The sequence below is a fragment of the Pseudomonas sp. NPDC089395 genome (genome assembly GCF_044749525.1).
Lineage (GTDB): Bacteria > Pseudomonadota > Gammaproteobacteria > Pseudomonadales > Pseudomonadaceae > Aquipseudomonas.
This window is the reverse complement of record NZ_JBIVID010000002.1, coordinates 469,423-491,565: the sequence shown is the minus strand read 5'-3', so window position 1 is coordinate 491,565 and position 22,143 is coordinate 469,423. Positions and strand designations below refer to the sequence as shown.

21 protein-coding genes are annotated in these 22,143 nt (G+C 62.9%); 7 read left to right on the top strand and 14 right to left on the bottom strand.

All coding sequences use genetic code 11. The annotated features are described in order from the left end of the window. Position 1: 1 nt before the first annotated feature. The 3 genes from cobN to ACIPZG_RS07260 are packed head-to-tail and all read left to right on the top strand — an operon-like array spanning position 2 to position 5,434. On the top strand, positions 2-3,763 hold the full coding sequence (gene cobN, locus ACIPZG_RS07270) for a cobaltochelatase subunit CobN (protein WP_400711637.1): 3,762 nt from the start codon (positions 2-4) through the stop codon (positions 3,761-3,763). Between the two features lies 1 nt (position 3,764). Beyond that, entirely contained in the window at positions 3,765-4,766 is a 1,002-nt protein-coding gene (locus tag ACIPZG_RS07265) for an ATP-binding protein (protein ID WP_400711634.1), read from the top strand. Positions 4,767-4,801: 35 nt separating this feature from the next. Beyond that, a complete protein-coding gene (locus ACIPZG_RS07260) occupies positions 4,802-5,434 on the top strand; it encodes a VWA domain-containing protein (protein ID WP_400711631.1) in 633 nt (210 codons plus the stop codon). A gap of 105 nt (positions 5,435-5,539) precedes the next feature. Here ACIPZG_RS07260 and ACIPZG_RS07255 read toward each other — a convergent pair whose 3' ends face one another. Continuing rightward, positions 5,540-5,806 carry a hypothetical protein gene (locus tag ACIPZG_RS07255; protein ID WP_008089269.1) on the bottom strand — a complete coding sequence of 89 codons (267 nt, stop codon included), beginning with the start codon at positions 5,804-5,806 and terminating at the stop codon, positions 5,540-5,542. A gap of 123 nt (positions 5,807-5,929) precedes the next feature. Beyond that, positions 5,930-6,151 carry a hypothetical protein gene (locus ACIPZG_RS07250; RefSeq protein WP_400711628.1) on the bottom strand — a complete coding sequence of 74 codons (222 nt, stop codon included), beginning with the start codon at positions 6,149-6,151 and terminating at the stop codon, positions 5,930-5,932. On the opposite strand from ACIPZG_RS07250, the gene ACIPZG_RS07245 reads away from it, so the two are divergent. Continuing rightward, positions 6,150-7,475 (top strand): sigma 54-interacting transcriptional regulator, encoded by a 1,326-nt coding sequence (locus tag ACIPZG_RS07245; RefSeq protein WP_400711625.1) that lies wholly within the window; start codon positions 6,150-6,152, stop codon positions 7,473-7,475. The two genes, ACIPZG_RS07250 and ACIPZG_RS07245, sit on opposite strands and share 2 nt — an antisense overlap. 114 nt (positions 7,476-7,589) lie before the next feature. On the opposite strand, the gene ACIPZG_RS07240 is transcribed toward ACIPZG_RS07245, so the two are convergent. From ACIPZG_RS07240 to ACIPZG_RS07195, 10 genes are all read right to left on the bottom strand, one after another. Then, positions 7,590-9,791 carry an LTA synthase family protein gene (locus ACIPZG_RS07240; RefSeq protein ID WP_400711622.1) on the bottom strand — a complete coding sequence of 734 codons (2,202 nt, stop codon included), beginning with the start codon at positions 9,789-9,791 and terminating at the stop codon, positions 7,590-7,592. A gap of 139 nt (positions 9,792-9,930) precedes the next feature. Beyond that, entirely contained in the window at positions 9,931-11,211 is a 1,281-nt protein-coding gene (locus ACIPZG_RS07235; protein ID WP_400711619.1) for a hypothetical protein, read from the bottom strand. 48 nt (positions 11,212-11,259) lie between these two features. Beyond that, positions 11,260-12,006, bottom strand: a complete 747-nt coding sequence (locus ACIPZG_RS07230) for a hypothetical protein (protein ID WP_008089261.1) — start codon at positions 12,004-12,006, stop codon at positions 11,260-11,262. A gap of 32 nt (positions 12,007-12,038) precedes the next feature. Then, complete coding sequence (locus ACIPZG_RS07225; RefSeq protein WP_400711616.1) at positions 12,039-12,719, bottom strand: C39 family peptidase; 681 nt, start codon at positions 12,717-12,719, stop codon at positions 12,039-12,041. Between the two features lie 101 nt (positions 12,720-12,820). Further along, positions 12,821-14,404: a heme utilization protein gene (locus ACIPZG_RS07220; protein WP_400711613.1), complete on the bottom strand. Its 1,584-nt coding sequence runs from the start codon at positions 14,402-14,404 to the stop codon at positions 12,821-12,823. 60 nt (positions 14,405-14,464) lie between these two features. Next, positions 14,465-15,043 (bottom strand): adhesin, encoded by a 579-nt coding sequence (locus tag ACIPZG_RS07215; protein WP_400640092.1) that lies wholly within the window; start codon positions 15,041-15,043, stop codon positions 14,465-14,467. A 1-nt stretch (position 15,044) separates the two neighbouring features. Further along, on the bottom strand, positions 15,045-15,482 hold the full coding sequence (locus ACIPZG_RS07210) for a hypothetical protein (protein ID WP_400711610.1): 438 nt from the start codon (positions 15,480-15,482) through the stop codon (positions 15,045-15,047). Between the two features lie 296 nt (positions 15,483-15,778). Continuing rightward, entirely contained in the window at positions 15,779-16,330 is a 552-nt protein-coding gene (locus ACIPZG_RS07205) for an AAA family ATPase (RefSeq protein WP_400711607.1), read from the bottom strand. Next, complete coding sequence (gene pnuC, locus ACIPZG_RS07200) at positions 16,327-16,890, bottom strand: nicotinamide riboside transporter PnuC (protein ID WP_008089249.1); 564 nt, start codon at positions 16,888-16,890, stop codon at positions 16,327-16,329. The genes ACIPZG_RS07205 and pnuC overlap by 4 nt, the downstream gene beginning before the upstream one ends. A gap of 96 nt (positions 16,891-16,986) precedes the next feature. Next, entirely contained in the window at positions 16,987-18,621 is a 1,635-nt protein-coding gene (locus tag ACIPZG_RS07195; protein ID WP_400711604.1) for a methyl-accepting chemotaxis protein, read from the bottom strand. Between the two features lie 298 nt (positions 18,622-18,919). On the opposite strand from ACIPZG_RS07195, the gene ACIPZG_RS07190 reads away from it, so the two are divergent. Continuing rightward, positions 18,920-19,750 (top strand): undecaprenyl-diphosphate phosphatase, encoded by an 831-nt coding sequence (locus tag ACIPZG_RS07190; protein ID WP_400711602.1) that lies wholly within the window; start codon positions 18,920-18,922, stop codon positions 19,748-19,750. Further along, positions 19,751-20,113 (top strand): DUF1294 domain-containing protein, encoded by a 363-nt coding sequence (locus tag ACIPZG_RS07185; protein WP_400711599.1) that lies wholly within the window; start codon positions 19,751-19,753, stop codon positions 20,111-20,113. Positions 20,114-20,121: 8 nt separating this feature from the next. Here ACIPZG_RS07185 and ACIPZG_RS07180 read toward each other — a convergent pair whose 3' ends face one another. Next, positions 20,122-20,481, bottom strand: coding sequence for an MmcQ/YjbR family DNA-binding protein (locus ACIPZG_RS07180; protein WP_400711596.1), 360 nt, complete (start codon positions 20,479-20,481; stop codon positions 20,122-20,124). After that, positions 20,474-21,376: a LysR substrate-binding domain-containing protein gene (locus ACIPZG_RS07175; RefSeq protein WP_400711593.1), complete on the bottom strand. Its 903-nt coding sequence runs from the start codon at positions 21,374-21,376 to the stop codon at positions 20,474-20,476. The genes ACIPZG_RS07180 and ACIPZG_RS07175 overlap by 8 nt, the downstream gene beginning before the upstream one ends. Positions 21,377-21,510: 134 nt before the next feature. Between ACIPZG_RS07175 and ACIPZG_RS07170 the strand changes: the two genes are divergently transcribed. Further along, positions 21,511-22,122, top strand: a complete 612-nt coding sequence (locus ACIPZG_RS07170) for an FMN-dependent NADH-azoreductase (RefSeq protein ID WP_400711590.1) — start codon at positions 21,511-21,513, stop codon at positions 22,120-22,122. The last annotated feature ends 21 nt before the right edge of the window (positions 22,123-22,143 follow it).

The window sequence follows — 22,143 nt, the reverse complement described above, 5'->3', positions numbered from 1 at the left end:
CATGCATCTGCTGCGGACCCAGCCCGGCGGCTTCGTGCCGGACGACAGCATTGCCGACCTCGGCCAGACACCCGCCGAACTGGTGATCCTCTGCAGCGGCGATTCGCACCTGGCGTTGCTCGCCGAAACCGCCGAGCAACTGCCGGATGACTTTCCCAGTCTGCGTCTGGCCAACCCGATGCAGGTGCAGAACCATGCCTCGGTCGACCTGTATGTAGAAGAGGTACTGCGCCACGCCAAGGTCATCCTGGTGTCGTTGCACGGCGGCGTCGGCTACTGGCGCTACGGTGTCGAGCAATTGGTGACGCTGGCGGAGCGCGGTGTGCAGTTGATCCTGGTGCCGGGCGACGACCGCCCGGACCCGGAACTGACCGATCTGGGCACGGTGACTGGCGCAGCGGCAGAGCGCCTCTGGCACTACCTGCGCCAAGGCGGCAAAGCCAATGCCGTCAACCTGTTCAGTTGCCTGGCCAACCAATGGCTGGGGCGCGATTACACCTGGAACGAACCCCAACCCTTGCCACGCACCTCGGTGTATCACCCCACCAAGGCCAGTGCCACGCTCGAAGACTGGTACGGCGAGTGGCACCCCGAGCAACCGGTGGCACCGCTGCTGTTCTACCGTTCGCATTTGCAGGCGGCCAACACCGCCTTCGTCGATGTGTTTTGCCAACGCCTGCAGGCAGCCGGGCTCAACCCGCTGCCTATCGCCGTCGCCAGCCTCAAGGAAAGCGCCTGCCTGGAGCAGGTCGAACAGTGGCTGGATGAGGTCGGCGCCGAGGTGCTGGTCAATACCACCGGTTTTGCCATGTCCAGCCCGGAGCGCCCCAACCTGCGCCCGCTGCGTCGCGATATTCCCGTGCTGCAGGCCATCTGCGCGCAAGACAATCAGCCGGGATGGGAAGCCAGCGAGCAGGGACTGGGCGCCCGCGACCTGGCCATGCACATTGCCTTGCCGGAATTGGACGGGCGCATCATTACCCGGCCGGTCAGCTTCAAGGACATGGCCTGGCGCAGCGAGCGCAGCCAGTCCGACGTGGTCTGCTACCGGGCCCACCCCGAGCGCATGGACTTCGTCGCCGAACTGGCGCGGCGCTGGGTCGAGCTGTCACGCCTGCCCAATGGGCAAAAGCGCGTGGCTTTGGTGCTGGCCAACTACCCGACCCGCGATGGGCGCATCGGCAATGGCGTTGGGCTCGACACGCCAGCCGCTGCCTTGAACATACTCCAGGCCCTCAAAGCCGAGGGTTACCCGCTGGGTGAGCTGCCGCACAGCGGCACGCAGTTGATCCAGCAGTTGCTCGGTGGCGTGACCAATGACCTCGAACACCTCGATCAGCGCCCATGCGCGCAGAGCCTGAGCCTGGCGGACTACCAGGCAGCGTTCGAGCGCCTGCCCGCCGCCAACCGTCAGGCCGTGCTCGAACGCTGGGGCCCGCCCGAGCAGGACCCGATGTACCGCAGCGGCCGGCTGATGGTGGCCGGCCTTCGTTTCGGCCTGACCTTCGTCGGCATCCAGCCGGCGCGCGGCTACCAGGTCGACCCCAGCGCCGTGTACCACGACCCGGATCTGGTACCGCCGCATGGTTACCTGGCGTTTCACTTCTGGCTGCGCCATGCCTTTGCCGCCGATGCGGTGATCCATGTTGGCAAGCACGGCAATCTGGAATGGTTGCCCGGCAAAGGCGTGGGCCTGTCCGCCGAGTGTTGGCCGGACGCCTTGCTGGGCCCGCTGCCAAACATCTATCCGTTCATCGTCAACGACCCGGGTGAGGGCGCCCAGGCCAAGCGCCGCACCCAGGCGGTGATCATCGACCACCTTATGCCCCCGTTGACCCGCGCCGAAACCTACGGCCCCTTGCGCCACCTGGAGCAGCTGGCCGACGAATTCTATGAAGCGCAGTTGCTCGACCCACGGCGGGCCCGTGAGTTGCAACGCGATATCCTCGAACTGGTCAAGGCCAACCACATCGACCGTGAGCTGCAACTGGAAGGTCAGCTGGAGGATGCCGCCGTGTGGCTGCCGCGGCTGGACACCTACCTGTGCGACCTCAAGGAATCGCAGATCCGCGATGGCCTGCATGTGTTCGGCCAATCGCCCCAGGCTCGGCTGCGGGTCGATACGCTGCTGGCCCTGCTGCGGGTGGAGCGCGGTGACGGTCGCGGCGGCAATGCCAGCCTGCTGCGCACATTGGCCAAGGCATTGGCACTGGGCTTCGATCCTCTCGACTGCGACCTCGGCCAGCCCTGGGCAGGTGCTCGGCCGGCGCCGCTGCAGGCTGTGAGCGAAGAGGCGTGGCGCACCTGCGGCGATACCCGTGAGCGCCTCGAACTGTTGGCGCTGAAGTACATCGAGCAAGCACTGGAAATGGCCCTGCAACTGCCCGACGAGCCGCAATGGCAACCCGTGCAGGCGGTGCTCGGTGCGTTGTGCGAACAGGTTGCCCCGAACCTCGACGCGTGCGGGCCCGCAGAGATGAACGGCTTGCTCGCCGCCTTGGCGGGGCGCTTCGTGCCAGCCGGCCCTAGCGGTGCACCCAGCCGTGGCCGCCTGGATGTGCTGCCCACGGGCCGCAACTTCTACACCGTGGATGTGCGCAACCTGCCCACCACCACAGCCTGGCGTCTGGGTTTCGCGTCGGCGAACCTGATCCTCGAACGGCACTTGCAGGACCATGGCGACCACCTGCGTCAACTCGGGCTCTCGGTGTGGGGCACGGCGACCATGCGCACCGGTGGCGACGACATCGCCCAGGCTATGGCATTGATGGGCGTGCGGCCGGTGTGGGCCACGGGCAGCCAACGCGTCGACGATTTCGAGATTTTGCCATTAGGCCTGCTCGACCGACCGCGGGTAGACGTGACCTTGCGGGTTTCGGGTTTTTTCCGTGATGCCTTCGGCAACCTGATCCGCCTGTTCGATGCGGCAGTGCAAGCGGTGGCGGCACTGGACGAGCCTGCCGATCTCAACCCGTTGGCCGCCCGCGTGCGTCACGAGCGCGACGCTCTGCAGGCGCAGGGCATCGCGCCTGAGCAGGCGGCGCGCGAGGCCGGTTGGCGGGTGTTCGGCGCCAAGCCGGGTGCCTACGGTGCCGGCGTGCAAAATGCCATCGATGGCCGGCTGTGGCACAACCGCGATGACCTGGCCCAGGTGTACCTCAACCACGGTGGCTACGCCTATGGAGCCGGTGACGATGGCACCCCGGCACGCGCGCAGTTTGCCCGGCGCCTGGGCCAGGTTCAGGCCGTCCTGCAGAACCAGGACAACCACGAGCACGACTTGCTCGATTCCAACGATTACTACCAATTCCAAGGCGGCATGCTGGCGGCGTCCGAGACTTTGTCCGGGGCGACGGTGGCGAGTTATCACGGCGATCACAGTCAAGTTGACCGACCGCGTATCCGCACCCTCAAGGAAGAGCTGAACCGGGTGATTCGAGCCCGCGCCCTCAACCCCAAGTGGATCGACGGCGCCAAGCGCCATGGTTACAAGGGCGCTTTCGAGCTGGCGGCGACGGTCGACAACCTGTTCGCCTTCGACGCGACCACGCACTTGATCGACGATCATCATTACCAGTCGCTGGCCGATGCCTATGTGCTCGACCCAGCGACCCGCGACTTCATGCGCGAGCACAATCCCGAGGCGCTGCGCGACCTTACCGAGCGCTTGCTGGAGGCCCAGCAGCGGGGACTCTGGGAGCAGCCTGGCGACTACCGCGAAGCACTCGAGGAACAATTGCTCGATGGCGAGGAACAGGCTTGAAATGAGTGAACCCGTGCAATTTCCCCTGGCGGCCGTGGTCGGCGCCGACGACCTGAAGCTTGCGTTGTGCCTGACCGCCATCGACCCCAGGATCGGCGGCGTGCTGATCGAGGGGCCGCGCGGCATGGCCAAGAGCACCCTGGCGCGTGGCTTGGCGGACCTGCTCGGCGAGGGGCCTTTCGTCACCTTGCCGCTGGGTGCCAGCGAAGAACGCCTGGTCGGCACGCTCGACCTGGATGCCGCGCTGGGGCAGGGCAAGGCGCAGTTTTCCCCCGGTGTACTGGCGCATGCCGATGGCGGGGTGCTGTATGTCGATGAAGTCAACCTGCTGCCCGATACCTTGGTGGACCTGTTGCTCGACGTTGCCGCCAGCGGTACCAACCGTATCGAGCGCGATGGTATTTCTCACCGGCACAGTGCGCGTTTCGTCCTTATCGGCACCATGAACCCCGAAGAAGGCGAGCTGCGCCCTCAGCTGCTTGACCGCTTCGGGCTCAATGTCGTGCTCGAAGGGCTGCCAGCCCCAGAGGCTCGGCAGCAGATCATTCGCCGTCGCTTGGCCTTCGACACTGACCCACAGGCCTTCTGCGAGCAGTGGGCCGTGGCCCAGGCGCAACTGCGTGAGCGCTGCCAGGCCGCTCGCCAGGGGCTGGCAGCGATTGCCCTGGACGATCAGGCGCTGGCCTGGATCACTGAGCGTTGTTATGCCGCTGGCGTCGATGGCCTGCGTGCCGACCTGGTCTGGCTGCGCGCCGCCCGCGCGCATTGCGCCTGGCGCGGTGGCAAGGCGATCGAGCTGGTCGACGTCGAGGCGGTGGCGGAGTTTGCCTTGCGCCACCGGCGCCGGCAGTTGCCCGAGCCCGCCGCCGATTCCACGCCGCCTGCGGCTGCCGGCCGCGATACGCAAAGCCAGAGTGGGCAAGGGGATTGGGGGGCACTGCCGGCTCAACCGGTCACCAGCGGTGCCAGGCGCGAGGTACCGAACTGGGCAAAAAAGCCCTGAGCATCCGCCCACCGGGCAACAAGGTGGCGGATGCCATGCCCCGTGCTGGAAAACTGGCTGGCGCCAGCCGTGGCCGCGCGCGTGCGGCGAGCAAGGGCCGTGTGGCTTGGCTGCCGACCTTGCTCAAGGGGCGCCCGCTGCAGCGGCGCGACCTGTGCTGGCAGCAGCGTCAGGCTCAGGCCACCGAGTTGTGGCTGGTGATCGTCGATGCTTCGGCCTCGACCCGGCGCCACCAGGCGCTGGCGCACGGCAAAGGCCTGCTGGCCGAATTATTCGACCAGGCTTATCGCCAGCGAGCCCGGCTGGCGCTGATGACCGCCAGCGGCGGTGCGCCCCAGTGGCAACGCCAGGGGCTGAAAGCCTCGACCGCCCTGCAACCTTGGTTGCAAACCTTGGGGGCCGGGGGAGGAACCCCATTGATCGCGGCGCTGGAGCAGGCGCGTCGCTGGCTGCAGGCACGGCAAAACGCCTACCCACAAGAGCTTCAGCGTTGTCTGGTGTTTACCGATGGCCGTCTGCAGCGCTGGAAGGATGTGCAACCCATGCCGTGTGCGACGTTACTGGTGGACATGGAATTGGCGCCGGTTCGCCTGGGGCGAGCGCGGCAATTGGCCGAACAACTTCAGGCTGAATACCAGCACCTGGAACAGTGCAGGGTCATGCAATAAGGCAACTGGCGCGACACTATGTCGCAACTGAAAAGTTGCTCGCAGGCGAATTTAAAAGTTGCACAAGTGCGTGACAGGCACGCACTTGCTGGTCAGTCGGTGATATTACTTCGGCATCGACCAAGGCTGCAGGTCATAACCCTTCTGGGACAACTCGGCGCGCACTTCCTCGATCAGGCAGGCCCATTGTGCCGGGTCGGAATAGATACGCGAAGACACTTGCTTGCTCCCGATACGGGTGCTGGTCCGGTCGATCACGGCCAGGCTCAGCTCACCAGTACCGTTGGGTGCATCCCAGGCTACGCACTGGAAAGGTTCGAAGGCGTGGTCGGCAATCAGCAGGGCTTCGTTGACACGGAGCGGGGCATTCATGGTTCGGTCTCTCTATGGTCCCAAACAGCGTAATGTAGGTCCGCGTTACTGCTATGTCGCTTCAGCTTATCGCGATCTGCAGTGCGGGGTTATTCGTACTGATGCTCCAAGTTGGTAGGGGAGTCACACAGCCTTGATACTTTTTTTCAAATTTGAACTGTTTTTATTGACCTGCGCCGCCTGTGACGTCGATAAATTTGAAAAATTCCCACATGGCTTGGCCAGCGCAGAATCGGGCAGACAGACGGTAGTGGGCACCGTCAAGTTCGTTGCTACTGTTAAAACGGCGCCGCAACTTACTGTTTTCATGTAAAAAACCACAAATTGGCGCCAAGGAACGGTCATGCACGCTACCGCCGCCCTGCGTCGTTTGCTCATCGTCGACCCGTGCGATGATTGTCACCGCTTGCTGCCAGGTCTTGAGAGTGGTGGTTGGGATGTTCACAGCTGTAGCCTGGACCTGGCACTGGAGCACCGCTGCGACCTTGGTCTGTTGCGCTTGCAGGAATCGCACCTGCGCCACCCGGACGCGGTCAAGGACATGATCAAACGCAGCAATACCGAATGGATCGCGGTGCTCAACGCCGAACAACTGCGGATGCAGAACGTCGGTGACTTCGTCTGTGAGTGGTTCTTCGACTTTCATACCTTGCCATTCGACGTTTCCCGCGTGCTCGTCACCCTGGGGCGTGCGTTCGGCATGGCACGCCTGCGTGGCAAGGGCGCGGTACCGGTCGATGGACTGGAGCACGAACTGCTGGGTGACAGCCGGCCTATCCTTGAGCTGCGAAAGCTGCTGGGCAAGCTGGCGCCTACCGAATCGCCGGTATTGATCCGGGGCGAGAGCGGCACGGGCAAGGAATTGGTAGCACGTACGTTGCATCGCCAGTCGCAGCGCTGCGAAATGCCGTTTATTCCCATCAACTGCGGCGCCATACCCGAACATCTGATCCAGTCCGAGTTGTTCGGGCACGAGAAGGGGGCGTTCACTGGCGCGCATCAGCGCAAGGTAGGGCGGATCGAGGCGGCCCACGGTGGCACGCTGTTCCTCGACGAAATTGGCGACCTGCCACTGGAACTGCAGGCCAACCTGCTGCGTTTCTTGCAAGAAAAGCATATCGAGCGGGTGGGTGGCAGCCAGCCGATACCGGTCGATGTGCGGGTGTTGGCCGCCACCCACGTGGACCTGGAAAAGGCCATCGAGCAAGGGCGTTTCCGGGAAGACCTGTATTACCGTCTCAACGTCTTGCAGGTAGTGACTGCGCCATTGCGTGACCGGCATGGCGACTTGTCGATGCTGGCCAATCACTTTTCACACTTCTACAGCCTGGAGACAGGCCGTCGGCCGCGTTCTTTCAGCGATCATGCCTTGGCCGCCATGGGGCGGCACAATTGGCCGGGCAATGTGCGGGAACTGGCCAACCGGGTGCGACGGGGTCTGGTGCTGGCCGAAGGGCGGCAGATCGAAGCCCAGGACCTGGGCCTGCATGTTCACCAGCAGGAGGAGCAGCCGCTGGGCACGCTGGAAGACTACAAGCACCGTGCGGAGCGTCAGGCGTTGTGCGACGTGCTCGACCGGCACAGCAATAACCTCAGCATTGCCGCGAAGGTACTGGGTGTATCGCGACCCACGTTCTACCGGCTACTGCACAAGCACCAGATCCGGTGACCCCTCAGCGCAGCGGAACCTGCAGAAAACCTGTGGGAGCAACTGTGTTGCTCTATGTCCAAAAGTTGACGCGATTCCTGTGGGAGCCGGCTCCCACAATGATCGGGTTGATACTCAGCTCGACTGCGCGATATGCCCGTCCGAGAGCTCCTCGACCGTCTCTTCCTCACCCGGCAATGCCGTGATCACACTGAAATCGCTGATTTCGACTTCACCCCCGCCATACCCCAGCAAGTGGAAGGAAAATGCCTTGCGCACTATGGGGTTGTCGAAGCCGAATTCCATCTCCAGTGGTTCATCGGCCGTCACCCGAATCTCCTCTGGCAGGCCCAGCGGTACATCCTGCTCCAGCTCCTTGGCCTTGAGCTGGATGTAGGCGACGTGCTGTCGATCGAGTGCTCGCACCTTGATCCGCACCCGGGTATGCGAGCCTTCGGGCATTTCCAGATACTGCGCGCCAATCAGGTTGTCGGCCCAGTCATCGAGAATACGCGCCTGCAATTGGATAGCCGACGGGCCACCGAACTGGTAACGCAGGTTGAGCGGTGTCTGCAACAAGGACTGGTCGAGGACCCCGGCAAGGGCGCCGAGCTGTGGCCCCATGTGGTCGTCGGCCGGGCCGAGGTAGCGGGCCTGGTCGGCAATGAAGCCTTGGCTCGCGTAACGGCGGCAGCGTTGCTGGAAGTCGCATTCGGTGAATACGCCTTGGCCATCGTGGTAGCGCAACATGCCGTTGGTGTAGGAAATCATCTCCCGCCCGCTGTCGTAATCGCGCAGCAGTGAGCGCCCGGCCAGTGCGACCGGGATCGGCAAGGCAAAGTAGTCGAGCAGGGAGGTGGCCAGGTCGACGTGGCCGTAGGTGCCCTGCTTGAGGTGCGGCAGTTGCGCCTGCTCCGGTGCCAGGATCAGGTTGAAGCCCCAGGAGGAGGCCAGGCGTACCCCGTCGATGCCGTGGGATTCGTCGGAGGTCACCACCACCAGCGTGTCCTTGAGCACGCCCTGGCGCTCGAGGTTGTCGAGAAACGCCCCTAGCGCATCGTCAAGGTAGGCCACCGCGGCCTGCTTGGCGGTGTCGTAACGCGCCAGGTAGTCGGCCGGCGCCGAATAGGGCTGGTGGGTACCCACGGTCAGCAGGGTAAGCATCCACGGGCGGTCCTGTTGGCGCAGTTGCCCGACGTAGTCCAGGGCACCCTCGAAGAATGCCTGGTCATCCTTGCCCCAGGGGAACTCCAGGTAGTTCTCGTTGCTGAACCATTCCAGACCATGCACCGAGTCGAAGCCGATGTGCGGCATGATCCGGTCCTTGGCCATGAATCGCAGGCCGGCGCCCTGCAGGTAATGCGTGCTGAAGCCTGCCTGACGCAGCTGGGCCGGCAGGCAGGCCTGGTTACGTTGTTGCTGGGTGAGCAGCTCCATCCCTTTGGGCGTGCCGTTGGCCAGTTTGTCGTAGTCGCCGCAGAGCATGGCATACAGGCCGCGGATGGTCTGGTGGGTGTGCAGCACGTAGTCCGGGGTGTTCATGCCGCGCTCGGCCCAGCGGCTTAGGTTGGGCATCAGTTCTTCGTCGAAGCGGCTGTGCAGGGCCTGGCGGTTCGCACGTACATAGGCGCCGGGGATGCCTTCAAGGGTGATCACCAGCAGGTTGCGAGCGCTTCCGGGGGCGCTGAGCAGTTTCTGGCCATGCAGGTCGGCCTGGGTCAGGGCGGCACTGGAGAGGGGCGTGACGGGCTGTTCCTGGCCTGTCCAGGTGAGCGTCCGCCGTTGCAGGTCGTTGACGCCTGCGGACAGCAACTGGTGAGAGAGATTGTATTGGCGCCACTGATCGGCATCGGAAGGCGTCAGCTGTTGGCTGCCCCAGTGCAGGCCGAACAGCAGCACAGGGATGGCCAAGGCCCAGCGCGGCAGCGCGGCAGGGCGATGTGCCCGGCCTCGCCAGGTGATCGAGCACCAGGCCAGCAGGCCCGCAGCCATCAGCCAGGGCAACCAAGGGTGGGCGAGGCCGCCGCCGGTGGAGTTTTCCATGAACTGCGGGTCGATCAGGTACGCCAGGTCGCCACTGTTGGGCAGCCGGCCGACAGCGCTCACCAGCTCTGCGGATGCCACCCAGAGTGCGGCCCAGGCCAGCAGCACAGGCAGTGCCAGCCACCAGGGCCGGCGGTGCAGCAACAGCAACAGGAGGCTACCGAAGGCCAGGTCCGACAAGTAGCCGAGCGGATTGGACCACCCAAGGAGGGCGCGCGCAGCCAATGGGATCACCAGCACCAGGGTTGCCAGGGCGACGAGCCGAGTGCGCGAGTGGCCGAGCTGGATATTCACGAAAACTTTCCTTAATTACCGTCAAAACGTCACATAGCTATGCGTGATGATAACAGTCCGGAGTCAGGAAAGCGGTTGGCTACAAAGTTGGTTACCAAAACCAGGCCCTCGCTGCAGGCCTGGCATTGGCAAGACCCGGTCAGAAGTAGTACGGGAATTTCAGGCTGAAGGAGAAGTCTGGCGAATCGTCCGTCAGGCCAATGGCGAGGTTGGGCACGATGGTCAGGTTGTTGGTGGCGGCGAAGGTCAGGCCGATGTTGAAGTTCGCCGAGTTGTAGTCGCTGTTGCTGATCGACTGCCAGTCGCCGCCGTCGGGTTTGATCTTGCTCTTGCTGGCAAACTGGTCGGTGACCGAGAACGACATACTCATCTTCTCGTTCAGGGCGAACGCGATACCACCGCCAATCTGCCAGGAGTCGCCGAGTTTCACGTCGCCCGGCACCTTGGTGTTGACAGTGGGGCTGATGTCGCTGAACGAATCTTCCATGTTGTAGGTGTACGACAGGCTGCCGAAGAGCACGGCCGGGTCGAAGGTCTTGACCAGCGAGATACCGGGTGTGATGGCCCACACGCCATTACCGGTTGGCAGGTCTTCAGGAATCGCGAGGTTGTCGTTGGCGCTATCCTGGATAAGCTTGATGCCGTAGGGATCCTTGCCGGTAGGCGCCTTGATCCGCAGCGTGGCGACGGTGTCTGGCCAGTTTTCCGACTCGTCGATGAACTTGTAGGCCACCCCGACGTTGACGTCGCCGATGGTCGGGTCACGTTTCACCGAGCCATCGGAACTCACCCCGGCTGCACCGCCCGCGCCGCCGGAGGAGTAGGTCGACTCGCGATAGACAATGGGTACGTTGATGTCGAACTGCCAGCGTTGGTCGACGTTGTAGCGTGCCGTCAAGTCCAGCGTCCAGTTGTCGGCCTTGATCCGGTCGATGTTGATATTGCCCAGGAAAATCGAATCGAGCGCCAGAAATCCGTTGAGCGTCAGGGCACGGGTGTCGTAGTGGGTATAGGTCAGACCGGTCTCGACACTGAACTTGCCGCCGCCAAAGAAGCCGCTGGCTTCGTCATACAGGTTGGAAACGCTTTGCGCCGGTTCCGAGTCCTCTTTGAGCGATTGGCCGTAGGAGCTGCCGGTGGTGCCCGGTGCCCCGGAAGCCACGGTCTGTGCACCCTTGACGCCTTCGGCGGGTGACTTGGTCAAACGCTTGGGCGCGGGAGTAGCAGGGGCTTCCTCGACCTGACGCAGGCGTTGTTCCAGCACCATCAGTGCATTCTGTTGGGCTTCGTAACGTTGTTTCAACGCGATCAATTCTTGTTTCAGCGCTTCGACCTGAGGGTCGGTTGCCGCTTGTAGCAGAGTGGCCGGGGCCAAGGTCGTCAAACAAACGAAAGCTCTCAACGTCAACAAACGATGCATGGATTAGCCGTCCCTTCTGACTACTTGTTCGATGAGACAGAGCGTAGATCAGTATCCGCCGGTACGAAGGCCTTTGAGCTGATCGAGGTTGGCGTTCATCGGGCCAGCCGTTGCAGGGCTGTCGCGCAGCACGACATTGAGCTCCGTCAAGTTGCGCACCTGGTTGCCAGCGCCGAGCAGGGTGGTGTTCTGCATCAGCCCACCCTGGCCCAGACGCTGCAGTGCGCTGCCCTGGTTGTTGTTGGCGACGATGCCGAGCTGTACGCCGGTGCCACTGGCGGAAACACTCAGTGAACCTGCGCCATTGGCGCCCACCAGCGTCGTGCCCGCCGCCAGGGCCTGGCCTTGCGTTTGCGTGGCAGGTGCTTCGTTGCCCTTGGTGACCGTGATACCGACGTTGTTGTAAGCCGAGTTGTAGTCACCGGCGGCACGTACCACCTGGGTCACGCCTTCGGTGGTATTGAGCCCGCTGCCACCGGTAACGGTACCGGTGCCCGGGCTCTGCGATTGCGAATTGCCGGTGCCTTTTTCATTGATCATCGAGACATAGAACTGCGGTTGCAGGGTGGAATGCTGGATTTGCATCGAGGAGGTAGCACCGATCACCTCGCCGTTGGCGTTCTGCCAGGTGCTGGTCATGACCACGCCAAAACTGACGATGCGCCCCGGCAACACATAGCGGCCGCGCAGTTCTGCCAGCTCCTGATCCTTCAGTTCGATCGGTTTGAACGTCTGTGCCTGGGTCGGCAGGCTGGCGGCCAGGCAAACGACTGCGAGCCAGCATGAAGTCTTCATGGGATGCTCCCGGGGCCTCTTGCCCCTTGTCATTAGAAGAAGTCGCTTTGGATGAAACCGAAGTCCATCAACTCGGCATCCTTCACCGGGGCGAAGTTGTTGATGCGGTTCTTGGCGCTCAGTGGCAGAGGCGGGTCGAGCAAAATGTTGGACTTGTCGTACCCTTGGCCGATGACGGCGAAGATGATGCCGTTCCAGCCTTTGACGAAATCATCGAGTTTGAAACGTTTGTGGCCCAGTACCGGGTCGCCGATGTAAACCCAGCCGTTGTCGACTTTCTGCATGACCACGAAGTGCTTGTAGCCGCGGATGTCCATCAGCACCACCACCGGGATGCGGATGCTGTGCAGGGTGTCGGGGGCTACCCGGTAGCCGCGGGCGCGCATGCCCAGGCTTTCCACGTAGCGCTTCATGTCGAGCATCGAGAAGCCCTGGGTACGTACCAGGTCATGGTCGGCGTTGGCCAGCATGCCCTCGATCACGTGTTGTTCGTCCACGTCCAGCCAATAGGCCTGGCGCAGAATGGTCGCCAGCGATGCGGCGCCGCAACTGAAGTCGGTTTTCTGTTGCACAAGGTCGGCGAACTTGCGCTCGCGAATGCTCTGGATGGGTTTGTAGATCACTGCACCACCTGGCAGGACGGACAGCGGCATCTGGGCTGCTTCGCTGACACTGGCCATGCACAGCAGGAATGCCAAGGCGATAATGCGCATGTTCCATGCCCCCCTGTTTTTGTAGAAAGCTTTTGTAGAACGCTTTTAGTAGAACGCTTCTGGTAGAAAGAGGCCCCCCGAAGGGGGCCTCAAGGCTGCAGTTACATCGAGGTGTTGGAGATGGCCAGCGAGTTGCTCTGCTGGTTGCCCACACCGGCTGCCACGTTGACGCCCAGGTTGCCGCTGCCGCCATTCACCGAGCCACTCAGGGTTGCGGTGTTGGTTACAGGGTTGGCCCAGCCAGTCGGGGTCAGCACTTGGAACGAGACGGTGTTTTCCATCGCGTACTCGCTAGCTTCGCTGAAGCTCTTCGAGATGCTGTCCGAAGACTCGGAGGCCTTCTCGCCAGATTTCTCGAAGGACGAAGCCTGAGCTTTCTCCCATGCCGACTCGTTGGCCTTCTCGTAGGCAGTATCGCGAGACTTGTCGTAGGACGAGTCACGGGTACGGTCATACGACGAGTCACGGGTACGGTCATACGACGATTCGCGGCTGCGATCAAAGGAGGAGTCACGGGCCCTGTCGAAGGACGAGCTCAGAGACTTGTCGAACGACGAGTCGGTGGACGACTCATGCGACTTGTCGATCGATGCATCAAGCGAAGCATTGAGCGATGCGTCGAAGTCGGAGCTGCGCGAGCGAGTGAAGTTGCCGAAGGTTTGCGACGAAGATGCACTGCCGTTGGCACTGGCATCGAGCGAAGCGTTCAGCGAAGCGCTAGACGAAGAGCTGTGGTCGCTGCTCGACGAGCCATTGGCTGCCCAGTTGTTGGAACCGCTGGCGCTGCTGCTGTTGCTGCCACTGGCGCTGCTGCTGTTCGAGCCGCTGGCACTGCTGCTGTTGCTGCCACTTGCGCTGCTGCTGTTGGAGCCGCTGGCGGTCATGCTGGTCGAACCGCTGGCGCTGCTGCTGCGCGAGCCGCTGGCTTCGCTGCTTTGGTTGCCGGCCACGCTGAAGCTCGAGCTGGAGCTCTTGTCGACGCTGGCGTCGAACGAACCGCTACGAGAGGACGAACCGCTGCGCGAGGTGGTGAAGGACAGTGTGTCGATGGTGTAGGTACGGTCGGCACGGTTTTCGACGGTCAGGCCAGGTCCGTTCTGGTTGGCCGAAGCGGTGGCAGTGGAGTTGCCGATAGCGGCAGCGTTGTTGGCAATGGCCATGGTATTTTTCTGCTGGTTCAGGTCGCCGCCAGCGATGTTGATACCAATGTTGCCGCTGCTGCCGTCAGCCGAGCCGCTCATGACCGCAGAACTCTGGGTCGACCAGTTCTTGACGGTGTTGTTGTTGCTGAACTGGCGCACGCTTGCGGTGGCTTCGGAGTTGCCGAAGACGAAGCTGTTGTCGATCGCGGAGTTATCGGACGAGGTATTGGCAATGGCCGCGGCGTTGTCTTGTTGGTTGCCGTTACCGGCCGCCACGTTGACGCCGACGTTACCACTGGCACCGGTGCCGGAGCTGCTCATTTCGGCTTCGTTGACAGTGCCTTCATTGAGGATACGGTTGCCCGTACTGCGCTGAACATCATTGGCTTCGGCAGTGGCGTTGGTATACACCGCTTTTGCCGGTGGGGTGTGGTTATTGTGGTGGCCATGGCCACGTCTGTCGTTCTGATCCGCTTGTGCAGCAACAGCCATGACCGCAGCAATTGCGAAAACCAGAGGCTTGATTGCCATCGAGGGTTTCATGGTGTTTCTCCGTCTTCTTTAGGTTAAGTGTTGTTCTTACCTTTTACCTACCTATTCGGGTCAGTTCGCGACCCGTACGCTCAGGGTGTTTGCCGTCTGGTTACCCACCCCGGCGCTCTGATTCAGCTGAATGACCCCACGGCTACCGGTGAATGCCTGGTCACCTGTGGTGACCTGGCGATAGCCAGGGGAGGAATCAGTTGGATCGGAGCTGTTGATCAGCGCCACGTTTTGCTGCAGCAGGACGCTGTCGTCGATACTTTGCGGTTGTGTACTGAGGCTGATGCGCAGGGCGTTGGCCTGCTGGGTGCTGGCACCGGCGCTCTGGTTAACACCCAGGGCGCCGCTGCCGTGACTGAAGGCGTCGCCCTGGATGCTGGCACGGGCATCCATGTTGGGGTCGACGATGGATATCTGGCGTTGCCGGATCTGCGTGTTGGCAGCGGCCGTGGTGCCGGTGGCCAAGGCCCGGGCGTTGGCTTGTTGCTGCAGGTCGCCTGCCGCCTGGTTGACGCTCAAGTTGCCTTGGTACTGCGCGCCGGAACTGTCGATGTTGGCGCTGTTGATCACGGGAACCGGGGATTGGGCGAGGGCCGTTGCACTGCAGAGGGTGGCCAGGATTAACAGCGATTGCCTCATCTCATTTGCCTCCGGTCAGGATCTGCAAGGGCGCCAGGCCACGCTGGACACTTGAGTTGACCATGTTGGAAATGCCGTTGCCGGAGCCTGTACCGCGACCCGCCGCCAGGTTGGGGAGTTGGGTCTGGTTGCCGATGTTGCCGCCCACATTGTTGGTCTGCTGGGTGATCAGCGAAGAAATCCCGGTACCGCTGGTGATGGTGGCAAAGTCCCCATCGCTCAGTTCGTTGGTCTGCTTGAGCACGTAGGCGGAGGGGTTGGCGTTGGCGGTGGTGGGGTAGGGGTCGGGCGCCAGGGGGGCGCGAGTGGCGATGCGGGGTTGAACATCGCGGGTGATGACGATGATTCCATTTTCGGCCTGTACCGGCACGCTGAAGCTTGCGCCCAAAGCACAGCCGACCAGCAGCAGACGGCAGATGCCATTGTCCAGTTTTCCCATGACTGCAATTCCTTCTTCAGCGCGGGCCTGATTAGGCGTTGCGAGGAGGAGAGCAGAAGGCGTGCCGCTTTTGGTTATTCCTTGATAATCAAAGGCCTGCAGTAACTTGTTGGCGGTTGTGAGAGGTTGTTGTTTCAGCGTTGAGACAGATTTTCCGCAAAGTGGGCTGTTTTCCGGTATGGATGTTGCTCATGCGGCGCTTTCGCACACTGTTTCATCGGCTTGACACTCCCACCACCAAAAGTGGGTAAGTCCGCAAATACGGGGGTCAAGGCCCTCTGGGGTGTGTCAGAGGGTTAACACTCGGTGGGGCAAACCGGGGTTTTTCCCTGCAACAGGCCCTGCACGGCACGTAATGCCGCCGCACTGCGCCGGGGCCAGTCACCCTCGATCACCTGCACCGTTTGCCGATGGCGCTGCAACCACTGAAGGCTGTCGGTGAAGAAGCGATGCCGGTCGGCAAGGTCCGGCTGGCTGCGTTGGCCATCGGCCACCCAGCCCACATCATGGGGGCTGAGCAACAGGTGCAGATCGTACTGACGAGCAAGCAAGGCTTGTTCCAACCAGGCGGGGCAGTCCTGAAACAGCGCGCGGCTCCACAGCATGTTGCTCAATAGATGAGTATCGAGGATCAGCAACTCCGGAGCCTGTTGCCGTGCCTGATCCTCCCAGGCCAACTGGCCCTGGGCGATGGGGGTGATATCGGCGTAGCAGGTGTCGCGACATTCCCGGTCGATGAAATGGCGCACATATTCGCCCACCACCACACCGCCGAAATGCGCCTGGATCTCGCCACTGAGCCAGCTCTTGCCGCTGGACTCGGGGCCGCACAGCACCAGGACCTTCATGCCTGCAGCGCCGGGTCGCGGCGCCACTCCAGCCAGCCGCGCACGGCGATCAGGGTCAGCACGGCGAAGAAGCCGGCGGTGAAGTACAGCTGCTGGTGCAGGTACTGGCCGACATAGACCACGTCCACCACCATCCACAGTGGCCAGCACTGCACGCGTTTTTGCGCCATCCACAGTTGCGCGACCAGGCTGAAGCCCGTCAGCGTGGCGTCCAGCCAGGGCAGGGCGGCATCGGTCCAGTTGGCCATGGCCGCGCCCAGCGCCACGCTGATCAGCAGGCCGCCCACCAGCCCTGCGGCCAGCGCCGGTGTTTGCAGGCGCGAGACGTGGCGGGCATCCTCGACGCGGCCCGGGCGCGTCCATTGCCACCAGCCGTACAATTGCAGCGCGGCATAGGCCAGTTGCAGCAGCATGCCCGAATACAGCTTCACCTCGTAGAACAGCCAGCCATATATAAGCACCATCACCAGACCGATCGGCCAGCACCAGGCATTCTGCTTGACGGTGAGCCAGACGGCGGTGACGCCGAGCACGGCGGCGATGAGTTCGAGGCCGGACATCGGCGCTCCTTGGCGACTTGAGGGGGGGCGCGATTGTAGCCTGTGGGCGAAGGGAGGTGTAGAGCGGCGCATGCACCGGCCACTCCGGGTCCTTCGCTAAACCTTGAACTGACGCAGCAATTGCTCCAGCCCTTCGCTCAAGCGCCCCAAGGCCACGCCCGCATCACTGGACTGACGCGCCGCTTCGGCGGTCTGCTGAGACAGCCCGGCGGTATCCAGCACATTGCGATTGATTTCCTCGACCACGTGCGACTGCTGCAACGTCGCGCTGGCGATCGACGCGTTGAGCGCGGTGAGGCTGTGCAGCGCCTGGTTGATGGCGCTCAGGCTGGAGCCGGCCTCGCGGGCTTGCTCGACGGTCTGGCGCGACGCCTCGCTGCTGGTATCGATGGCCTTGACCGCAGCGTCCGACTGCTTTTGCAGGTATTCGATCATGGTGTGTATCTCGGCGGTCGATTGAGCCGTGCGTTGGGCCAGCAGGCGCACTTCGTCGGCCACCACGGCAAAGCCGCGGCCCTGTTCGCCGGCCCGCGCGGCTTCGATCGCTGCGTTGAGGGCGAGCAGGTTGGTCTGCTCGGCAATGGCGCGAATCACCTCCAGCACGCCACCGATCTTGGTGCTATGACCCGCCAGGTCGCGGATCACCTGTACCGCCTGGTCGATGGTCAGGGACAGGCGGTCGATCTGCCGCAGGCTGCCGTCGATGGCTTGCTGGCCATGCTCGACCTGCTGCTGCGCGGCCTGCATTTCGCCGGCTGCCTGTTCGGCAGTCTTGGCCACGTCCTGAACCGCGTAGGTGACTTCGTTGACCGCGGTCGCCACCTGGTCCATCTGCAGCGACTGCTGGGCGCTGTGTTGTTGCGCGGCGCCGGCATTGTCGCCGACATGCCCCGCGGAGTGGGCCAGGGCATGGGCGGCATCCTGCAACTGGCCGACCACGCCCTGGAGCTTGCCGTTGAAACGGTTGAAGTGCTCGCCCAATTGCGTGATTTCGTCGCGGCCATGGGTGTCCAGGCGACGGGTAAGGTCGCTTTCGCCGCTGGCGATGTTGCCCATTGCCTGCACCGCCTCCTGCAACGGGCGGGCGATGCTGCGGGCGATCAGCATGACCACCAGGGCCATCAGCAAGGCAACGCCCACGCCGACCAGGGAGGCGTCACGCAACTGGCGCGCGAATTCGGCCTGAACGTCATCGACATACACGCCCGAGCCGATGACCCAGCCCCACGGCTGGAACAGCTGGATGTACGAAGTCTTGGCCACGGGCTCGCTGGCCCCGGGTTTGGGCCAGCGGTAATTGACCGGACCCGCGCCCTGGCTGCGGGCGAGGGCGGCCATTTCATTGAATACGGCAAAACCGTCCGGGTCGCGGATGGCGGAAAGGTCCTGGCCATCGAGCTTGGGGTTGGCCGCGTGCATGATCATCTTCGGCCCCAGGTCGTTGATCCAGAAGTAGTCGCCCTGGTCGTAGCGCAGCGCCCGCACCACTTGCAACGCTTGCTGCTGGGCAGCCTCGCGGCTGAGCGTGCCGGCGGCTTCCAGCCCCTGGTAATAGGTGAGCACGCTCGCGGCGGTCTGCACCACATGGCGGGTCTTTTCTGCCTTGGCCTGGTACAGATCGCCGTGGATCTGGCGCAGCATCAGCAGGCCGAGGACCACCAGCATCCCCACCGCAACCAGCAGGATCAGCCACAGGCGGCGACTGATCGACATAGACCTCAAGGTCTTCATGAACGGCACTCCCGCATTGTTCTTGTTATTCAGTGCATCCAAGCATGCTTTGCCGACAGCCTGTATCCGACTAATGGCTAAGTGCCATTTAGTTGCGGCGTTACAGCATGCCGCGCGAGCCATCGCCAGGCTGCTCTGCTAGGATTTCGGCCGCGCAAGATGAAACCTTTAGGCGGGGTGAACTTTTCTACTGGCGTAATACCCAACAGTCGCTGTAAAAGAGCCGCGCCGCGAGCGGCAATCACAAGCAAATCAAGAACAATGGGCCTGCAGACAGCAGTGCTTCAACGGGGGAATGATGGATTTTTGGACTGCCTTCCAGGCAATCATCTTAGGCGTGGTCGAAGGACTGACGGAGTTTCTGCCGATTTCCAGTACCGGCCACCAGATCATCGTTGCCGACCTGATCGGATTTAGCGGTGAGCGGGCCATGGCGTTCAACATCATCATCCAGCTGGCGGCGATCCTGGCGGTGGTGTGGGAGTTTCGAGGCAAGATTCTCGAAGTGGTGTTCGGCCTGGCCAGCCAGCCGAAGGCGCGGCGTTTCACGGGCAACCTGCTGCTGGCGTTCATGCCGGCCGTGGTGCTGGGCGTGCTGTTCGCCGACCTGATTCACCATTACCTGTTCAACCCGATCACCGTGGCGGCCGCGTTGGTCGTGGGTGGCGTGATCATGCTCTGGGCCGAGCGGCGTTCGCACCGCGTAGAGGTCGATCACGTCGATGACATGCGCTGGTCGCACGCCCTGAAGATCGGCTTCGTCCAGTGCCTGGCGATGATCCCGGGTACCTCGCGCTCTGGCTCGACCATCATCGGCGGCCTGCTGTTCGGCCTGTCTCGCAAGGCGGCTACCGAGTTTTCGTTCTTCCTGGCAATGCCGACCATGGTCGGTGCGGCGGTGTACTCCGGCTACAAGTACCGTGACCTGTTCCAGCCCAGTGACTTGCCGGTGTTCGCCATCGGCTTCGTGACCTCGTTCATCTTCGCCATGATCGCGGTGCGTGGGCTGCTCAAGTTCATCGCCAACCACAGCTATGCAGCGTTTGCCTGGTACCGCATCGTGTTCGGCTTGCTGATCCTGGCGACCTGGCAGTTCGGCTGGGTCGACTGGGCGACGGCGAACGGCTGAATGCGGATCAAGCTACTGGCGCTGGCAGTGCTGTGCCTGCTGCCCATGGCAGGGGCGCTGCAGATGGCCTGGAGCGGGCAATCGTGGTTGCCGCTGGGGCTGTACCCGGCGGTTAGCCTGGTCACTGTCCTGCTGTATTGGCAGGACAAGCACCAGGCCCGCACTGCCGGCTGGCGTACACCCGAAAAGGTGCTGCACGCCAGTGAACTGCTCGGCGGCTGGCCGGGGGCGCTGGTGGCCCAGCAACTGTTTCGGCACAAGACGCGCAAGGTTTCCTATCAAGTCGTGTTCTGGATCATCGTGGTGGTTCACCAGGTGTTCTGGGCCGACTGGCTGTTTCTGGGCAATCACCTGCTGTCGTAGTGCTCCGCTCACATCAGCAAACCCACCTGCAAGCGCTTCGGTAGCCGCCGCACCACCAGCTGGTGCGAGCGCTGCAACAGGTCGCACAGCTCCTCGCGTTCCATCGGGTAGGGGGGCTGCATGATGACCCAGTGCGCCCGCGCCAGGTACGGCGCCGGCCGCACCCCAGGGCGGTCGCAGTAACCCAGAAACTGCTCGTTGCCCACCTTGAACGATAATCCCGCCCCGGCCAGCCCGATGACCGCGAACATCTTGTTGCCCGCCACCGAGAACACCCGGATCCCACCCCATTTGTAGTCTTCCCGTGTCCCCGGCAGGTTCAGGCAGAAGGCTGCCACCTGGTCCTCGGTCATCTTGTGCTTAGACATAACGCTCTCCACAGGCTTCGAATGAGGTGGCCAGGTGGTCGATCCACACCCGCACTGCCGGTAACAGCCCACGCCGGTGTGGGTACACCGCCTGCAAGTAGCCCCCTGGCAACGACCACTCCGGCAGCAGCCGCACCAGCTCCCCGCGTGCCAGCTCTTCTTCGCAGAACATGCTCGGCAGGGCCGTGAACCCTAGCCCGGCGCGCACGGCAGCATTGCGTACCACGAAGTCATCGATCGCCAGGCGTGGCTCCAGGGCAATTTCCTGCTGCCGGCCATTGGGCCCGAGTAAACGAAAGTGCACCAGCCGGTCGGCTTCGGCAGCGCCCAGCACCGGCAGGGTAGCCAGTTCGGCAGGGTCACGCACATGGTCGGCAAAGCCCGGTGCGGCCACCAGCTGCATCTGCGCCTGGCGCAGGCGGCGGGTGACCAGCGCCGTGTCTTCGTCGCCCAGGTCGCGCACACGCAGGGCCACGTCGATGCCTTCGGAAATCAGGTCGACTCGGCGGTTGAGCAGCACCATGTCCAACTGCACCTGGGGGTATTGCTGCAGAAAGCGGCTGATCACATCCGGCAGGAAGGCATGGGCCAACGCCACCGGGCAGGACACCCTCAGGCGACCGCGCGGCTCGCTGCTCATGCTGGCCACTACCTCGTCGGCCGCCTCGGCCTCCATCAACATGGCCTGGCAATGGTGCAGGTAGCGTTCACCGACCGTGGTCAGCTTCAGCTGCCGCGTGGTGCGTTGCAGCAGGCGGGTGCCGAGACGTTCTTCCAGCTCTGCGATGCGCCGCGACAAGCGCGACTTGGGAATGCCCAGCTGACGCCCGGCGGCGGCAAAACCACCGGCTTCGACCACTTGGGCAAAATAGAAGAGGTCATTGAGGTCTTGCATGAGGGCTGTCTCACTGTTCTACCTGTGGGACAAACTAACGCATTTTTGCCGACTTATCAGCTATTCGCCGCCTAGGTAGGATTCTCCCCATCGTGATCGCCCACCGCCGCGGTCTTCATTCACAGGAGATTCCCATGAAACTGTTGCATATCGATTCGAGCATCCTGGGCGACAATTCCGCCTCTCGCCAACTCAGCCGCGAAGTGGTCGAGGCCTGGAAAGCCGCTGATCCGAGCATCGAGGTGGTGTACCGCGACCTCGCTGCCGATGCCATCGCCCACTTCTCGGCGGCCACCCTGGTGGCGGCAGGCACCCCGCAAGACATGCGTGATGCCGCCCAGACCTTCGAGGCCAAGCTCAGCGCCGAGACCCTGGAAGAATTCCTGGCCGCCGACGCCGTGGTGATTGGCGCGCCGATGTACAACTTCACCGTGCCGACCCAGCTAAAAGCCTGGATCGACCGCGTCGCCGTTGCCGGCAAGACCTTCCGCTACACCGAAGCTGGACCTGAGGGCCTGTGCGGTGACAAGAAAGTGGTGCTGGTGTCCACGGCCGGTGGCCTGCACGCAGGTCAGCCTAGCGGCGCCGGCCACGAAGACTTCCTCAAGGTGTTCCTGGGCTTCATCGGTATCACCGACCTGGAAATCGTCCGCGCCCATGGCCTGGCCTACGGCCCGGAACACCGCAGCAAGGCGATCGATGCTGCACAGGCGCAGATTGCCAACGAGCTGTTCGCGGCGGCCTGATCTGGCCAGCCTGACTGCACC

Excerpts from the sequence above, each read along its gene's own strand:
- cobN (WP_400711637.1), top strand. The coding sequence starts at position 2 with ATGCATCTGCTGCGGACCCAGCCCGGCGGCTTCGTGCCGGACGACAGC.
- ACIPZG_RS07265 (WP_400711634.1), top strand. The coding sequence starts at position 3,765 with ATGAGTGAACCCGTGCAATTTCCCCTGGCGGCCGTGGTCGGCGCCGAC.
- ACIPZG_RS07260 (WP_400711631.1), top strand. The coding sequence starts at position 4,802 with ATGCCCCGTGCTGGAAAACTGGCTGGCGCCAGCCGTGGCCGCGCGCGT.
- ACIPZG_RS07255 (WP_008089269.1), bottom strand. The coding sequence starts at position 5,806 with ATGAATGCCCCGCTCCGTGTCAACGAAGCCCTGCTGATTGCCGACCAC.
- ACIPZG_RS07245 (WP_400711625.1), top strand. The coding sequence starts at position 6,150 with ATGCACGCTACCGCCGCCCTGCGTCGTTTGCTCATCGTCGACCCGTGC.
- ACIPZG_RS07250 (WP_400711628.1), bottom strand. The coding sequence starts at position 6,151 with ATGACCGTTCCTTGGCGCCAATTTGTGGTTTTTTACATGAAAACAGTA.
- ACIPZG_RS07235 (WP_400711619.1), bottom strand. The coding sequence starts at position 11,211 with ATGCATCGTTTGTTGACGTTGAGAGCTTTCGTTTGTTTGACGACCTTG.
- ACIPZG_RS07230 (WP_008089261.1), bottom strand. The coding sequence starts at position 12,006 with ATGAAGACTTCATGCTGGCTCGCAGTCGTTTGCCTGGCCGCCAGCCTG.
- ACIPZG_RS07225 (WP_400711616.1), bottom strand. The coding sequence starts at position 12,719 with ATGCGCATTATCGCCTTGGCATTCCTGCTGTGCATGGCCAGTGTCAGC.
- ACIPZG_RS07220 (WP_400711613.1), bottom strand. The coding sequence starts at position 14,404 with ATGAAACCCTCGATGGCAATCAAGCCTCTGGTTTTCGCAATTGCTGCG.
- ACIPZG_RS07215 (WP_400640092.1), bottom strand. The coding sequence starts at position 15,043 with ATGAGGCAATCGCTGTTAATCCTGGCCACCCTCTGCAGTGCAACGGCC.
- ACIPZG_RS07210 (WP_400711610.1), bottom strand. The coding sequence starts at position 15,482 with ATGGGAAAACTGGACAATGGCATCTGCCGTCTGCTGCTGGTCGGCTGT.
- ACIPZG_RS07205 (WP_400711607.1), bottom strand. The coding sequence starts at position 16,330 with ATGAAGGTCCTGGTGCTGTGCGGCCCCGAGTCCAGCGGCAAGAGCTGG.
- pnuC (WP_008089249.1), bottom strand. The coding sequence starts at position 16,890 with ATGTCCGGCCTCGAACTCATCGCCGCCGTGCTCGGCGTCACCGCCGTC.
- ACIPZG_RS07195 (WP_400711604.1), bottom strand. The coding sequence starts at position 18,621 with ATGAAGACCTTGAGGTCTATGTCGATCAGTCGCCGCCTGTGGCTGATC.
- ACIPZG_RS07190 (WP_400711602.1), top strand. The coding sequence starts at position 18,920 with ATGGATTTTTGGACTGCCTTCCAGGCAATCATCTTAGGCGTGGTCGAA.
- ACIPZG_RS07185 (WP_400711599.1), top strand. The coding sequence starts at position 19,751 with ATGCGGATCAAGCTACTGGCGCTGGCAGTGCTGTGCCTGCTGCCCATG.
- ACIPZG_RS07180 (WP_400711596.1), bottom strand. The coding sequence starts at position 20,481 with ATGTCTAAGCACAAGATGACCGAGGACCAGGTGGCAGCCTTCTGCCTG.
- ACIPZG_RS07175 (WP_400711593.1), bottom strand. The coding sequence starts at position 21,376 with ATGCAAGACCTCAATGACCTCTTCTATTTTGCCCAAGTGGTCGAAGCC.
- ACIPZG_RS07170 (WP_400711590.1), top strand. The coding sequence starts at position 21,511 with ATGAAACTGTTGCATATCGATTCGAGCATCCTGGGCGACAATTCCGCC.